At 36.3% G+C, this 14,624-nt stretch carries 13 protein-coding genes and 5 pseudogenes; all 18 read right to left on the bottom strand.

Translation table 11 applies throughout. The features are described from left to right. Positions 1–50 precede the first annotated feature (50 nt). The 18 genes and pseudogenes from NSQ25_RS08545 to NSQ25_RS08460 all read right to left on the bottom strand — a co-directional run bounded on the left by NSQ25_RS08545 (position 51) and on the right by NSQ25_RS08460 (position 14,604). On the bottom strand, positions 51–527 hold the full coding sequence (locus tag NSQ25_RS08545; protein WP_326136404.1) for an immunity protein YezG family protein: 477 nt from the start codon (positions 525–527) through the stop codon (positions 51–53). Positions 528–530: 3 nt separating this feature from the next. Continuing rightward, positions 531–1,256: a DNA/RNA non-specific endonuclease gene (locus NSQ25_RS08540; RefSeq protein ID WP_326136406.1), complete on the bottom strand. Its 726-nt coding sequence runs from the start codon at positions 1,254–1,256 to the stop codon at positions 531–533. A gap of 404 nt (positions 1,257–1,660) precedes the next feature. Continuing rightward, entirely contained in the window at positions 1,661–2,113 is a 453-nt protein-coding gene (locus NSQ25_RS08535) for an SMI1/KNR4 family protein (RefSeq protein ID WP_326136662.1), read from the bottom strand. A 272-nt stretch (positions 2,114–2,385) separates the two neighbouring features. After that, positions 2,386–2,868, bottom strand: coding sequence for an immunity protein YezG family protein (locus tag NSQ25_RS08530; RefSeq protein WP_326136408.1), 483 nt, complete (start codon positions 2,866–2,868; stop codon positions 2,386–2,388). Positions 2,869–2,872: 4 nt separating this feature from the next. Beyond that, positions 2,873–4,798 carry a T7SS effector LXG polymorphic toxin gene (locus NSQ25_RS08525; protein ID WP_326136410.1) on the bottom strand — a complete coding sequence of 642 codons (1,926 nt, stop codon included), beginning with the start codon at positions 4,796–4,798 and terminating at the stop codon, positions 2,873–2,875. A gap of 379 nt (positions 4,799–5,177) precedes the next feature. Then, on the bottom strand, positions 5,178–6,311 hold the full coding sequence (locus NSQ25_RS08520; protein ID WP_046311164.1) for a RapH N-terminal domain-containing protein: 1,134 nt from the start codon (positions 6,309–6,311) through the stop codon (positions 5,178–5,180). A 488-nt stretch (positions 6,312–6,799) separates the two neighbouring features. Next, positions 6,800–7,215: pseudogene (locus NSQ25_RS08515) on the bottom strand (XkdF-like putative serine protease domain-containing protein); the annotation flags it as partial. 1 nt (position 7,216) lies between these two features. Continuing rightward, complete coding sequence (locus tag NSQ25_RS08510; RefSeq protein WP_326136412.1) at positions 7,217–8,092, bottom strand: hypothetical protein; 876 nt, start codon at positions 8,090–8,092, stop codon at positions 7,217–7,219. 20 nt (positions 8,093–8,112) lie between these two features. Continuing rightward, positions 8,113–9,041, bottom strand: a pseudogene (locus tag NSQ25_RS08505) (phage minor head protein). A 133-nt stretch (positions 9,042–9,174) separates the two neighbouring features. Further along, positions 9,175–9,613 (bottom strand): annotated as a pseudogene (locus NSQ25_RS08500) (hypothetical protein); the annotation flags it as partial. A gap of 170 nt (positions 9,614–9,783) precedes the next feature. Then, positions 9,784–9,990 (bottom strand): hypothetical protein, encoded by a 207-nt coding sequence (locus NSQ25_RS08495; protein WP_081124426.1) that lies wholly within the window; start codon positions 9,988–9,990, stop codon positions 9,784–9,786. A 79-nt stretch (positions 9,991–10,069) separates the two neighbouring features. After that, positions 10,070–10,558 carry a hypothetical protein gene (locus tag NSQ25_RS08490; protein ID WP_101677160.1) on the bottom strand — a complete coding sequence of 163 codons (489 nt, stop codon included), beginning with the start codon at positions 10,556–10,558 and terminating at the stop codon, positions 10,070–10,072. Positions 10,559–10,714: 156 nt separating this feature from the next. Continuing rightward, positions 10,715–11,169: pseudogene (locus tag NSQ25_RS08485) on the bottom strand (sigma-70 family RNA polymerase sigma factor). Positions 11,170–11,285: 116 nt separating this feature from the next. Beyond that, complete coding sequence (locus NSQ25_RS08480; RefSeq protein ID WP_155889685.1) at positions 11,286–11,654, bottom strand: hypothetical protein; 369 nt, start codon at positions 11,652–11,654, stop codon at positions 11,286–11,288. 226 nt (positions 11,655–11,880) lie between these two features. After that, positions 11,881–12,573 (bottom strand): hypothetical protein, encoded by a 693-nt coding sequence (locus tag NSQ25_RS08475; RefSeq protein ID WP_046311156.1) that lies wholly within the window; start codon positions 12,571–12,573, stop codon positions 11,881–11,883. Between the two features lie 171 nt (positions 12,574–12,744). After that, positions 12,745–13,016, bottom strand: a pseudogene (locus NSQ25_RS08470) (site-specific DNA-methyltransferase); the annotation flags it as partial. Between the two features lie 162 nt (positions 13,017–13,178). Continuing rightward, a complete protein-coding gene (locus tag NSQ25_RS08465) occupies positions 13,179–14,246 on the bottom strand; it encodes a patatin-like phospholipase family protein (RefSeq protein ID WP_326136414.1) in 1,068 nt (355 codons plus the stop codon). A 157-nt stretch (positions 14,247–14,403) separates the two neighbouring features. Further along, positions 14,404–14,604 (bottom strand): XtrA/YqaO family protein, encoded by a 201-nt coding sequence (locus NSQ25_RS08460; RefSeq protein WP_101677162.1) that lies wholly within the window; start codon positions 14,602–14,604, stop codon positions 14,404–14,406. Positions 14,605–14,624 lie beyond the last annotated feature (20 nt).

The following is a 14,624-nucleotide window of genomic DNA, read 5'->3' as shown; positions in this document are numbered from 1 at the left end:
TATGAAACATATATGAGAAATACCCTCCTTTATTCGGAGGGTATTGTGCGTTAGTTATCGTCTTTATTTTTTATATAATTTAATACGGCTTCTTTATCTTCTTCATCGTCGGGTAAAAATCCGAACGTTTCATATTCCCAAACTGCAATTCTTTGATCACCATCAATGCCTAATGAATAAATATCTTCGTACCCATACTCAATCGAGAATTTCCCTGGTTGCTCCATTTTTAAAATTGCTGTCGACCAATCTCCCAATCCATTTTTTACATATTCCTTTTTTAAGTCTTCAAAAGAATGGAGAAGTTTTAATAATAACTCTTTATAAATAGAGTTGCTAACACTATACTTTTCAGGAATATTATGACCATATATTAATTCTTCATTGCCTGGGTTGCAGAAATAAAAATTCACTTCTGACGAATCATCCACGATTTCTGCATACATCCAAACTTTATCCCATTCTACAGGAATCATTTCATTTATTATTTCCGCTATTTCTTTATAGTTTTCTTCTATTTTTTCCATACTTCAACCTCCTGGCTTATTTTTAATAGTTCTAAATCTCTTTTGGTCTCCGATTTTATATTCTACAAGAAACTCTGCAGGTCTTAATGAATCATTCATATAGACAGGTTCAATTTTAACCTCTACATGCTTTGGAGGGTCAGCCGTTAATGCTTTTTTCCACTTCTGCTCCATCTCATACCATTTCCCACCACTACGATTAATTTGTGAATTCATCGGAAGTAGGTTATCAATATCCCCTGAACCTTTAAAAATAGTTGCAATCAAGTGACCTCCATCATCATCTAGTAATCGATCCGGCTTCCCTGAATTGGATTGGGCATATTGGTTTCTTTTGACCTCTCCGTATTTTAAATCACTTGCTTCGACTTTGACAATACGTCCGTAGTGATCGGTTGTGTAGGTGTAGCCTTGCTTTGTTGAATAAACAACATTTGGTTTTAACACTTTTTTACGTTTCCATCTCACATAGTGATCTCCGTAACTAACAACGGTTGGTGGTGATTTTGGGGCTGGTAATCGTCTGCCTGTCTTAGAGATGCCATATCCTGAATTGTTATCTAGGCGCTTTGCCATAGAGAGGAGTTTATTTTTGAGATTTTCTCCGTCAAACACGTTATACGGCAGCTTTGGGCCGCCAGCCATTTGAAACTTTGGTGAGTATGGCAATAGATTCGGAATAGAAACTCTGTCTAATGATTTTGCTCCTTGCTCAAGGCCTTTCTTCACCGTCGTTTTGGCTGCTGTTGTCCCCGTTTTTGTAATGGCACCTGCCCCTTTAGAGCCAAAGACGATTTCTGCTAGAGAACCAGTCGCATAGGCGAACCAGTGTGATCGAGAATATGCATCACCATAATAAAAAGCCTTCCCTTTGATGACATAATACTTCGTGGCTAATCCTGATAAAACAATTAAATATACAATGTTAAAAGCGCATCCGGATTATAGATGATCATAATCATGCATTACGTCCTATAGCTAATACAAACTTAAACACCCATAAAGAGTGTTTAAAAAAAAAATAAAAAGGATGCACTTTAGCACCCTTTAAACTTAAAAGTTATTCAGATTAAAATGAATTTCCATATAGATAGAAGAAACGTTTAGTTTTCTCGAAAGGATTTGTCTAAATTTTAATCTCTCTCCTTTAACATTTTTATGAGATCGTCACTAAGTTGGATAGCAATATCTTCTGTATCACTATCTTCATCATCATCTTCAACAACAAATAACCCTTCAATAAACTCAGTAAAAGTATCAGCAATCAGGAACAGATCCTGGTCTCTATCTCTAAGTTCATGATCCCAATAATAAATTTTCCCATGATTTATTTCACTAACATCTAAACAAATTAGGTCTCCGCCGTCTGCGTCTGCGATAGGAATTATTTGTTCTGATAATTGTTCTTTATATGTTTTTATGGCTTCTCTTATATCATAATCATTTTGCTCCAACCCATAAAACAATTCGACTGGCACTGATTCACCAACAAACCACACTGGTTTTTCTCTTAGAGAGGTATATACATTGTCCTCAATCCAACATTCTCCATATTTATTAATAAAACTTTTATAATCAGAAGAAATGTGATATCCGTTTTATTCTTCTATTTTATTCATTTCGTATAATGAGCTATTTGTTTTGGTTGATCTGATATCAATAGTGTATTGATCAAGTTTGTCTTTAATCCGTTTAAAACTCATTTTAGTAGCCTCCTCTTAAGTCTGATGCTGCACCAATATGTGGCACATTTTTATACAAATCAGTCGGAACAAGTTGTATCCTCTTAGTCTACTTTTTCTAGAACCAATTCATATCTAATACAAAAACCCTCCTGTCTTTGGAGGGTAATGTACTATTAGTTTTCTTCTTTATTTTTTATAAAATTTAGCACAGCTTCTTTATCTTCCTCATCATCGGGTAAAAATCCAAACGTTTCATATTCCCAAACTGCTATTCTCTGTATATTGTCAATACCTAAAGAAAATACATCATCGTAACCAAAATCTGTTGACATTTTTCCTGAATAAGTCAATTTCATTTTTACAGTTGTCCATTTATCTGATTGTTCTTTAGTATACTCTTCCCTCAACTGTCTTAGCTTTCTTTGTAAGTTAATCAACAGGCTATCATATGTGTCTTCACTAACCTGATATTGATCTGGGATATTGTGTGAATAAAAATATTCCTCTTTATTAGGAACCGTAAAATAAAAGAGAGCAGATGCAGAGTCATCTAACATTTCTGCATACATCCAAATTGTATCCCATTCCACTGGAATCATTTCATTTAAATTTCTAGCTATTTCTCTATATAAGCTTTCCATCTCTTTTGTTTCCATTTGTTCATCCTCCTGGTCTGTTATATATTGTGTCTGTATAAACTCTTCCGTCTATCTTGTATTTGACTAGGAATTCAGATGGTCTTAACGAATCGGATTCATAAAATGCTTTTATTGAAACAGTCACAGTTTTAGGTGGATCGGTTTTCAAAGCTTTCAACCACCGTTGCTCCATCTCATACCATTTCCCGCCACTTCTATTAATCTGTGAACTCATCGGAACAAGGTTATCAATATCCCCAGACCCTTTAAAAATAGAGGCAATCAAGTGACCTCCGTCATCTTTTGATAATCGATCCGGCTTCCCTGAATTGGATTGGGCATATTGGTTTCTTTTGACCTCTCCGTATTTTAAATCACTTGCTTCGACTTTGACAATACGTCCGTAGTGATCGGTTGTGTAGGTGTAGCCTTGCTTTGTTGAATAAACAACATTTGGTTTTAATACTTTTTTACGTTTCCATCTCACATAGTGATCTCCGTAGCTCACAACAGTCGGTGGTGATTTTGGTGCTGGTAAGCGTCTGCCTGTCTTAGAGATGCCGTATCCTGGATTGTTGTCTAGACGCTTTGCCATATAGAGGAGTTTATTTTTGAGATTTTCTCCGTCAAACACGTTATACGGCAGCTTCGGGCCGCCAGCCATTTGAAACTTTGGTGAGTATGGCAATAGATTCGGAATAGAGACTCTGTCTAATGATTTTGCTCCTTGTTCAAGGCCTTTCTTCACCGTTGTTTTGGCCGCTGTTGTCCCCGTTTTTGTGATGGCACCTGCCCCTTTAGAACCAAAGACGATTTCTGCTAGAGAGCCAGTCGCATAGGCGAACCAGTGTGATCGAGAATATGCATCACCATCGATGACTTCTTTTTGGAATGAGTCTGAAATCGACTTTCCAATCGCTTTCGACGTTTCAATTGGATGAGAAACAGCCGTTACGACCGATTCAACGGCACCACCAGGGTCTGTCACAAGATCATATATTCCGGTCACTGTATCTTTGGCCACATCATATAGACCAACTGCTGCACCTTTTACAACATCAACGAACCCCTCTGATGCTTCTTCCTGCGCTTTGATCTGGAGAAGCTGGCTGTAATACATTTTTTGATCGTAAGAAAGATTTTCATATCCAATTTCGTCTACAATCTCAAAGTATTTTTCCTCTGATATACACGAAGGATCGTTGAGTTTTTCTTTCAATTCTTTGATTCTTCGTTTCTCTTTTTCTTCTTTTTTCACCTTTAAATATGCTTTCACCTGTGCATCGATTTTATCATGATTCTTGTACACATTTGTCTCATGAAATGCTTTTGCATCGTAATACATGGGCTGCGCATTTTTCCCTTTTCCTGTAGCAGCCATCATTTTTGCATAAAAGGTTGCAAGATGTTTCTCAATCGCTTCTGATTTTTCGTACTCTGTTTTTAGGGCATGATCTAATTTATGTACAGCATCAATTGCCTCTTTTCTTTTTTCGTTTGCATCGTCTAAATGTTCATTGACCTCTTTACTTGAAAATACATTCAGTTCTATGAGATCACTGATGTCATCAAAAATAGTGGATAGGGCTTCTTTTTGTTCCTTGACCATATCTTTATTATTCTGAATCCCTTGTTTCAGTTGAGCGCCTAAGAAATGCTCATCAATAAATGTACTCCCGCCTAACGATTCATCATCAAGCTTTCCTTTTACCCCATCTAAAAAAGCTTTTTGCGTATCAATAAAATCAAGATAAGTGTCTGTGTAAAGCGCAAGATCCTCATAAAAGGCTTTGATATTGTCTGCACCTTTTCCAGTAAATTCATCACCTAATCCTGACACACTTTTTAATGCTTTTTTCACATGCTGCATTTCGTCTCGAAGCTCCTGATAGACTTTTGACCTTTGTTCTACAGCTGACAGTAAAGATGGAGCATCTAATATTTTCATATAAAAAAGACTCCTTTTATGGCGTATTCTTTTACTAGAATACCATAATGAGTCTGACACTTTAATCCACTTTATCGTTTTTTAACCAATTATAACAATAGAGAAAACATAATTAATGTTAAACCATGTTTTGTATATCCTTGAATCATTCGATAGAGCAACGGGGAAAAGAAAAAGGATTGTAGATTAAGAATTTTAAAACGATGAAAAATAATGTTCAAATAAAAAAGAAGCCCCGAAAAGGGCTTTTTTCTAATGGAATTTATCATAACCGATACTTGATGTGTGTCCTCTGATAGCTTCTTCGTGGTTTTGTGAAAAGGCGAAATAACCCAGCGTGCTCAAAGTGCCAATAATGATGAGGGTTGCTACTACTGACTTAAATTTCATAAAGGCAATCGCTCCTTTTAATTAATTGTTGGAAGTAAAGAACCTTCTCATAGAAGTTCGACGCCTTGTCCTTATCTCCTACTGTTTTATATCTCCTTGCTGCATCTTTCGATAATTCTTCAAGAATTGCATACATTCCTCTTTCGGTTAAATATTCGGTATCACTCAAGACATTATCATAATCATCTTTGACATAAAGCGCCTTATAAAATGTGAACACTTTAAGCATCACGTCATCATTTAATTTTTCAGCCAATTCTATGCCCTGGTTAAGAGCATATAACCCTAAATCGTTTTCCTTTTCATGAAAATACGACCGTACAAGCACACTTAAAGGATCGAGTATTCTGTTAAAATGCTCATATCCTCGCTCTTTAAAAGCATTGATTGAATCATTTAAATATTTTATTGAAGCAACAATTTCATCATTGTGGAAATAACTTAAAGCCAAATTATACAGCGCTGATCCTACTAATCTTTTGGTGTCGCTTTCCGTTGCTTTTTCTAGTGCATTTTCAAAATGAGGCTTTGCTTTTTCGGGGCAACCCATATCAATATAATTTAATCCAATGACAAAGGAACATTGTATCTGTCTGACAGTATAAGTTTCTTTTTCTCGATAACATTCTATTGCTTGGGCTATATGGTGCATGGACATGTGGTTTTGTTTCATGTGGTAATAGATTTCAGCCATCTTGTAATTGAACTCGGCACGTTCAATATCATCACTTACAAGAGATAGCTTTTTTTCTGCTCGTTTATAGAAGGTAATGGCGTTGAGGTATTCATAGTTTTCAAACTCATACATACCGTAGAAAAAATTAAAATAATAATCAAGTAAGCCTGTTAATTTCTCTTGATCCCTTTTGATCTTCATTGCTAATTCTCTAAAGTTGGCACGCTCTTTTCCATTCTCCAATGGATTTAAATAATCCAACATTAATTTATGTCGGAATTCCATGAGAGAAAAATATAATAATAAATCCTGGTTTTCCTCCATGTTATCGAGCAAAGATTTTATTTCTTCTTTATATGCTTCGGCGTCCGGTACGTTAAATCTTTGAATATGGTAATACCATTCATTGATTTTCAAACCGACATGAGAAGAAAGCACTTTCTCCATAAGACCCTACCCCTTCCTTGCTATTCCCTATAATGACATATATTATCATTTTAAGAATCTTTCGACACCGAAAAGAAACCGCAAAATTTAGGGTGTTTTGCTATAGTAAAGCTTTATTCGGGAGCAATTTTGACTAGCTAATATAAAAAAAGAGCCGAATTAATATGAACGGCTCTATTTAAAGTCATCAACTATTAGATGTTTTGGTATTCTTTCTTTTAATAAAGTAAACGACTGCTGTGATAATGACTGCAGGTATCACAACAAATAGATCGGCAGTAATAATTGTATTCCAAGGATTAATGCCATCTAGTCCAAGTTTTAGAAGCTACATCATAGGCATTTCCTGACTATGTTTTCACAGCTGCCAGAAACACCGTTGTTTTTTGCTTCTTTATCCGGGTAGTAGAAAACCGCCGCCAGAGCTCACGCTGTTGCTTACCTATATCCGTTGTTCAGGCCATTGAGTATCCGGTGATCTCACCCTACTGAATCTGTTCCTAGATTTCATCAGATGCTTTTGCCACAAGGACCCACGACCCTTTCTTGATAACTTCACCGCCCATTTCAAAATCAGACGGAGCAATGTATGATTCAACGACTTCCCCGACACCGCCTTGGAAATCATGCTGCTTGTCGATCTCACGTGCATCCTTCAGGAACCCATGAGCTGCTTTTTCGATTTCCTCTGGTGTCATGTAATCTCCATGCGCATCAGCTCGTTGGGTTCGTATACAATGCCGTACACAAGACGCTGTGCATCATCAGCCTTCGCAATGACCTTGATTTCCTTTTGAAAGTCATTTTCTTTTTCTGATTTCATAAAAAAGAACTGCTTTTGATTAGCAGCCTTGTCCACGTATGATACGTGTGTGATCTTTGCATTTATCAATTCGCGTGGCAATTCATTCACCTCCTTTCGTTGTAAATTGTCCCTTGTATTTTTCTTCGTATTCCTTTAAAGCTTTTATTTTATCCACTTTTTTTGCATCGCCTCCTGCTAACCATCTAAAAAGAGTATTATTCTGACCTAATTTTTTAGGAATTATTTCTTTATAGAATATATTTATCCGATTCGAATTTTCTGGATCATTAAGGTAGATGAATAACTGAATAAGCAAAACAGGAAAATACAACACAATACTAAAGATAAAGCCATTTATAGCGTATTTAGATATTCCGTCATAGACATGATAGTTAAACAGCTTATCAATTAATGATAAAAAAACCAGAAAGCCAGTTAAAACAACTGAGAAAGTAACTGTGTGGTTTATAAATTTATAGAATTTCAAAAACAATCTAAACCAAATATTCTCTGTTTTTTCAACGATTAAATGCCAGTTTATCTCCTTATTAATGACTCTGTGCTCCGCAAAAAATATTTTTTCTATTTCGTTTTTTAAATAAACAAAATTTATCATTAATTTATCTAGCTTTTCACTACTTTCATTCAACACATAATCATAATATTGCTCCTCTAATTCAAGAAATTGTCTTATTATACGTTTGTCTTTCAACTTAACAATAGATTCGTGATCGCTCGCATTTTTCTCAAAAAACTCTTTTAACTCTCTTGATAGATCAGATACTTTACTTCTATTTAAAATATTTTTCATAGAAATATAAAGCGTACCACTAGAACCTGTAAGACTTTCAGCTATAATTTTCCGATTCTTTTTAATTTCATTTCGTTGAGATAGCAATATAGACGTAAGAGATACTGTTAAGATAGATCCTATAATTACTCCATAATCTTTTAAAATACTAAGAATAAGCTGCATTAATCTCTCCCCTTTTCTTTTTATACGAAAGAAGGGAGGATTTGTTTCAAATTTTTTCTTCTAATCTCTTCTTTTTCCTCAGGTGACAAACCCAAAATGACTGGGTCAACCACAGGGCCAACCGCACAGTGACAATTTACTCTCTCTTTTGGCGTGAGCTGTGTATCTCTCGGAAACATGCACCGCTCTCCGCTTCCTGGTATCTCGAATTCCTCATCCAAAGGAATGATGGTTCCATCCAGCTGCACATGACTATCCCTCGACTGATTCTTTTTCCCTCCGCTGTGCTTCCACTTCTTCCCCGTTACTGCCGGGGATTGGACATATGATTCATGTTGAGCGACGGAAGAAGCGGTCAACACCTCTGTAATGGCTGTTACACGTGCGCGTTTCCGGCTGAATTCAGGAAGGTCCTTCAGCTCCAGTTCAATCTCCTGGATAGAGCGGCCATCTTTGATGCCCTCTTTCAACGTTTGTTCAATGGCTGTATGAGTATTCAGCTGCATCAGCTGCGCCAATTCCTGTGACCATGATTCAATCCACTGTTCAGTTTTCTCAGAAAGCACCTTGAATGGAATATCTGCATCGATGGAATTCATGATTTTCTCGGCCAGCTGCGTGACGGTCAGTGTTAGAAAGACAGCCGTTTCTTTTCCAAATAGCTCTGCAAACTCATCTGAAGTGAATAGATCATTATTAAAAAACGCCAGAATGGATTCTAACGTCTCCGAATCGTCCTTGGATATAAAACATTCAGAGCGTTCAAAAATGTCCTGCGTTGCAATCTGAACAATCTAGCGATGGTTTTATCGTATTCTTCTACCAAAGAGGGAATGTCTTTCAGCTCAGGGAAATCTGCTACAGCTGCTTCAAGTTCTTTGACCTCATCTTCCTCCGCTTTTTGCACAAAGGTATTGATGTTTTTTATCAGCTGATCAATCTTACTCATTTGCGGATCTCCTCTAGTTCATCCCTAAGGTCTTTGAGGATAGATCCCAATTCAATTGTTAGTACCCGCAGACTTTTGAAGAACCGTATCAAGAAAGCTAGTTGATGCCTTTGGCTTCGCTTCAATTGGATTGAAACTCGTATTCTTCTTCCTCAATATCGGTAGAATCTGAAACGACTGATTTTTTCTTTTTCAGCTCTTTGCTCATTTCGTCTTTGTTTTTTCTGTGCCTGCACAATGGCTGTGAATTGAATTTGAATTTGCTCCCAAAGTAAATCAACTGGCAGAATGTCCTGCATGATTTCAAACGCTTCAGCTGGCATGTGCTTTGAGTATAAGCCGTGTGTCTTTGCGTTTTGATTACGTATTGGTGCTGCGCCCCCGCTATTACCTAGCGCGTTAACATTACCGGGTTGACCACCTTTTTTGTGTGCACCCTTTTTTCTTTCCCAACCATGCCGCTTTTTCCACGATTTTATGGTGTTGATCGACACCCCGTATTTCTCGGCAAGGTCCTTGTATTTCATACCTTTGACGTAATCTTTCTCCGCCTGAATGTGCTTCGATCCCATTTACATTCACCTGCCATCTCCTTCTAATTCGTGTTTGTTTTGGGATTTTTATTTCCTCTAAACTGCCGCCGCACTCTACCTTTAAGCCGATGCTTGGTGTAAAGAATTATCGGAAGCAGTTTACAGGGAACAAAAAAAGCACCCCGCAGGATGCTTTTTGAAAACTCAGCTTAGGCCTTGTCTTCATATTCTAATTCAAATATTAGTATTGTTGACTCTGTACTACCTTCATAAACTTGAGGTATAGCATTAATGAGTCTATAGCCATCTTCACCTTGAAGTTTCAGATTTTTTTCAAGTTCAGCTAGAGGACCTTTATCGTCTAGTAAACCTTTTATTTTATGAACACAATAATCGTAATATAGTTTCGTTTCCATTTGTTATTTCACCCCCTACCTTTATATATCAGCAGAAAGTGAGCACATGGAACTATTCGCAGAATTTGTCGAACGAAAATCACTTTTCATCCTTTTCTTTTCTTTCCTTTACTTGCTCAAATGTTTTTAACATGTAACCTGTAACAATTCTATTCTTTCTGTCTTTATCCAATTGTCTCAATACAGCTAAAACTGATATGGTCACAAATCCAAAACCTATCCATTTAATCACATTGACATTAAAAGCAATAGTAAGATATGCAACGAATAAAGGGATCACTGCCATTAAATTTCTTCTAACAGGATCTAGACTGTTGTCCATATGATAAAACCTAGCTATTGCAAAATCTATAGAATCAATATCTAGGCTGTGAAGTAAAGACAAATTCCTTTGATAATGCTCCTTCTTTTTACCGAATATGAATATCTCCTTAAAATAAGCAATCAAGTCTTTCTCTGGATATGTGTAGATCACATCTTCTAATTCCTTTAATTGCTCGTTCTTTTGCTCGTTCTTTCGCTCGCTCTTTTGCTTATTATTAGTTGTGGTTTTCTTCTTTTTACTCAATTTCACTCACTCCTCAACATTAATATCGGAGAAGTTTGATAAAATTGTGGTGTTCGCAAAATTTGTCGAACGAATCCCAAACTCGCAAGAGCAAGTGAAAATATATTAATTTGTGGAGACGCAGGAAAATTATGCCTCTCCGTCCTGCCTTCCATTTTACACTACGGATTTTTCGTCTTTCAAAAAGTGCACAAAGTGGCTATACTGGCATAATTGGTCGATGATATTATCTTTCATCTGGCGGACCTTTTCACGAGACAGGCCCAAGTGAAGACCAATGGCTCGATAACTCATACCCTCCATCATGCAGTCATAGACCACCTTGTGCTTTTCTCCTTCTATTTTGCTTGCTGCTGCCTCTTTTGCATATACACGTTCCTCGAATTTCCAAAGACGTTTAAACAATCTGTCTTCCCTCATATCCATGTCACGTAATTCAGCTTGGCTTTTTCCTTTGCTCCCTTTTGGTAAGGTTGCCTCGATGCCGTATTGCGTCACACCCCAACTTCGCATAGGAATGTCAGTACCATAAAAACACGCTGGAGCCGTTGAACCTCTTTCGCCATCGAGTGATAATTGTGAATGAGTCCTTCAATCTCTTTTTTGTTCATGGTTCATGCTCCCTTCGATCGTATTAAATCTAGTTGAATAGCAATCTTTTTCTTTGCTCTATCTACAGTTTTTCGAACTGTTCCTTTACTAACTCCCATGAGACTTGCAATCTTATCTAGTGAATTGCCGTCAGCAACATGTGAGAGATACATTTCCTTTCCTTTTGCTTTTGTGTAAGGGTAGATAAGACGTACTCATCTTCATCACTCACTGTGCGCGGTGACTCTTTCGGGAAGTTGTATTGATTCGCTAAAGCTTCAAGCACTTTTGGTGAAGCAAACACAGTGCGTTGATAAACTGATTTTCGGTCAATCGCTCGTTTTGCTTCCGGCTGCCTACCAGTGGACAACCATTTCATCACGTACTCAAGATCATTTATCATTGCGCTGAAAATCTTACGGCTTGGATCAGTTTCTTCCATCTGCTCATATCTTCTTTTTGTATCTTTCAACGCTCGTTTATACTCAAGAATCAATTCGTTCATGGTTTCCTCCTGTTTGCGCTTGCATGCCTCGCCTTTGGCTCTTTTTAAACGCTGCATGTTTTGCCCCATAAGTTCTCTGTCAGTGAGCTTCTGCGGCTAGCAGTTTTTTTGGTTTCTCCTTCTTCATGCTCATCCTCCGTTCAGACAAATAAAAAACGGACACCAACCAGCACCCGTAAAAGGAGTTGATCAGTGTCCGCAGGCTCTCCGTCTTGGACTGAATATATTATTTTCCGAATAAATCATAAGAAATATCTTGAACTTTTATATTTTTGTAAACATCATTAAATAATATTTTATACTCTGACAATTCCTCTTTATTTTTTATCATTTTAGTTACATCAGCATTTGTGTAATATGAAAAAGGATCAGACAAATTCTCATATAAAACTGCTGTTGCATATCTCGACTCGTCAAATCCAATATGTCTACACATTAAATACCAAAACCCGCACTTAATTTGAGTACTTCTTATCACAGATATCAATTTAAAAGTATCTTCACTTTCATATCCAATACCTTTTATCCCCTCATGTAAAACAAAATTTAAATACCAGAATAAAAATTCTAGTTCTCCTCTCTGTTTATGAAATCCACTTCCATCAAAGTATATCCTTGATTCTTGATAATGGAATATTGCAAGAAACAACTCCGAATTTCCATACTTAATATTTTCATTTATATTATTAATAACTTGTACAATGTCTATTCTGTGATCAACATCGTGTTCGCGTCTAGTTATAGTTTCGCTATTAATATAAAAAATCACATCGTTTAAGTATGGAGCAACAAGATTAAGATACACTTCTTTTTCAAGCTTTATTTGTTCTCGCCGATGAGTAAAAAAATGTGATAATAACTGACCTAATATTGCTCCTAAAATAGCAGCTAATAAAGTTATTGTATACTTAGTTTCCAAAAATCGAACCATCCTTTAATGTTATTTATAAGAAATATAATTATACAATTAATTCCTCGTGATGGCTCTAAAAAAGAAGAAATTATAAATTGTGTACTTTTACATCCAATTAGAACTTCTTTAATTTCTGATAAAGATTTATTAATTTTTCCTCCTAAGCCGCTAGGCTTTTTATAGATGATGCAACAGTTCAATTTGCACGCCGTTTAAGCGTTTGTTTGCGATCTTTATATATTCAGGGTTCAATTCAATTCCCATGAAATTTCTACTATGCTTGAGCGCTGCTATACCTGTGGTTCCTGACCCATGAATGGATCCAAAACAATGCCATTTACAGGGCAGCCAGCTAATACACATGGCTCTATCAGTTCCACTGGATATGTTGCAAAGTGAGCGTCTTTGGTTGGCTTGGTTGCAACGGTCCAGACTGAACGCTTATTTCTGATAACTCTGAATGCTAAGTCACCATACTTCCCGTTGAATGAACCATGGGGCTCTTTCTCTTTTAAAAATTACTATTATTTAGATGCTACACCAACTGTGTTTTTAATTAGATGGTCTGTCAGATTGATAACAGACCATCTTCCATATAATAAAAATAATTATCAGACACTATTTCTTAAATTTGTTTCGGGATTCTTATATTTACTCAGATATTCTTCGCAGCTCTTTTTTCCTGATTTAATTAACTCATTTTGTTCATCAGTAGATATTGAAAAATTAATTGAAGAGACATTACCAGTGTCCACAAAAACTGTTCGGTCCATATCATCACCAATCAATTGTTGGTTAGCTTGCTGTTCCATGATCGTCGACACTAAGCTCCAGATAAAATCAAAGAATGTGTTAATTTCATGTTCTTTTGGGAGCGCTAATCCCGAGAAAATTTCTATGTCATTTTTTGAGTCTAATCTGAATCCTAACGTTTCTTTGTTATAAACGTACTTTCCTGGAATAAAACTGTTTTCTAAACTAAATGAAGATGAATCCATTTCTTTATATGCTTCAATTTCCAAAGATACATTTAATTCTTTGTATAATTCAGTTTCCTCTGAATGTTCTGTTTCTACATATTTTTCTCTGTCAAAAAGTCTTACCGGATAGTTAGAAAGGAGTCCGCCGTCTACATAAAAACATCCATTCAACTTGACTGCAGCAAAAAATATAGGTATTGACATAGATATTCTGACAGCATCTTTTATTTTCATATCAGCAAATTTAGAATCTTCAGCAGAAAATGTCTCAGTCCTGTAAGTTGACAGATTAGTTCCTTGAATGTAAATGTTTTTAAATTTAGGATTGTCCTGTATCTCTTTAAATGTTACATTTTTGTCTATCCCTTTTTTTTCTATACGACTTTCAATCCATTTCATAAATTTTCTGCCTTTATACCAACCATGATCATCTGTTATCAGTCTAAATGTATCTCTAACAACTCCAAAATCAGAGTCCATAAATTGTTCTAAATCCATCTCCCTAAGACTCTTTTCTAATTCTGATGAGCTATAACCTAGACTCACCAACATTGCAACAATAGCTCCAGCAGAGGTCCCTCCAACTCGCTCAACATTATCTAAAATTTTATGCTTTTCTAAAATTTCCAAAACCCCTACATAGGCTATTCCTTTAACTCCTCCTCCCTCAAAAACAAGATTCTTAAATGGATATTCCATGCAAATCCCTCCTGTGATAAATTCACAAGTATTGTCCTCATTTCACAATGAAATATTCACTTTAATTTTTAAATAAATACACATTGTATTTAAAATTTCTGTTTTACCTTAACTTATCGAACTTTCTTCTTAATACGTTATAACTCTCAGCCTCCGATTATTTGATCTTGTATCCTATTTCATGCTCAACTCTCACAAAATGACCTTTAGCAGTTTGAATGATTGTTTTTCCGTGTTCAGGCGCGTCTGTGATGTGTGCAGTTCCTTCGTTGCCGTCAATCACGATTATGCGGACATTATCTGCTTCATTTGCGTTTTGAATCGTTGTTTCAAAGTCTTTAATTTCAGTTGGTTTCATCCGCTTCATGCCCCCAATGT

Origin of the sequence: Bacillus sp. FSL R5-0512 (genome assembly GCF_038593295.1) — a bacterium.
Lineage (GTDB): Bacteria > Bacillota > Bacilli > Bacillales > Bacillaceae > Bacillus > Bacillus safensis.
Note: the sequence above shows the minus strand (reverse complement) of the source record. Positions and strands in the feature narration are given on the sequence as shown.

Excerpts from the sequence above, each read along its gene's own strand:
- NSQ25_RS08495 (WP_081124426.1), bottom strand. The coding sequence starts at position 9,990 with ATGGAAACGAAACTATATTACGATTATTGTGTTCATAAAATAAAAGGT.
- NSQ25_RS08525 (WP_326136410.1), bottom strand. The coding sequence starts at position 4,798 with ATGAAAATATTAGATGCTCCATCTTTACTGTCAGCTGTAGAACAAAGG.
- NSQ25_RS08545 (WP_326136404.1), bottom strand. The coding sequence starts at position 527 with ATGGAAAAAATAGAAGAAAACTATAAAGAAATAGCGGAAATAATAAAT.
- NSQ25_RS08520 (WP_046311164.1), bottom strand. The coding sequence starts at position 6,311 with ATGGAGAAAGTGCTTTCTTCTCATGTCGGTTTGAAAATCAATGAATGG.
- NSQ25_RS08510 (WP_326136412.1), bottom strand. The coding sequence starts at position 8,092 with ATGCAGCTTATTCTTAGTATTTTAAAAGATTATGGAGTAATTATAGGA.
- NSQ25_RS08465 (WP_326136414.1), bottom strand. The coding sequence starts at position 14,246 with ATGGAATATCCATTTAAGAATCTTGTTTTTGAGGGAGGAGGAGTTAAA.
- NSQ25_RS08480 (WP_155889685.1), bottom strand. The coding sequence starts at position 11,654 with ATGAACGAATTGATTCTTGAGTATAAACGAGCGTTGAAAGATACAAAA.
- NSQ25_RS08530 (WP_326136408.1), bottom strand. The coding sequence starts at position 2,868 with ATGGAAACAAAAGAGATGGAAAGCTTATATAGAGAAATAGCTAGAAAT.
- NSQ25_RS08460 (WP_101677162.1), bottom strand. The coding sequence starts at position 14,604 with ATGAAACCAACTGAAATTAAAGACTTTGAAACAACGATTCAAAACGCA.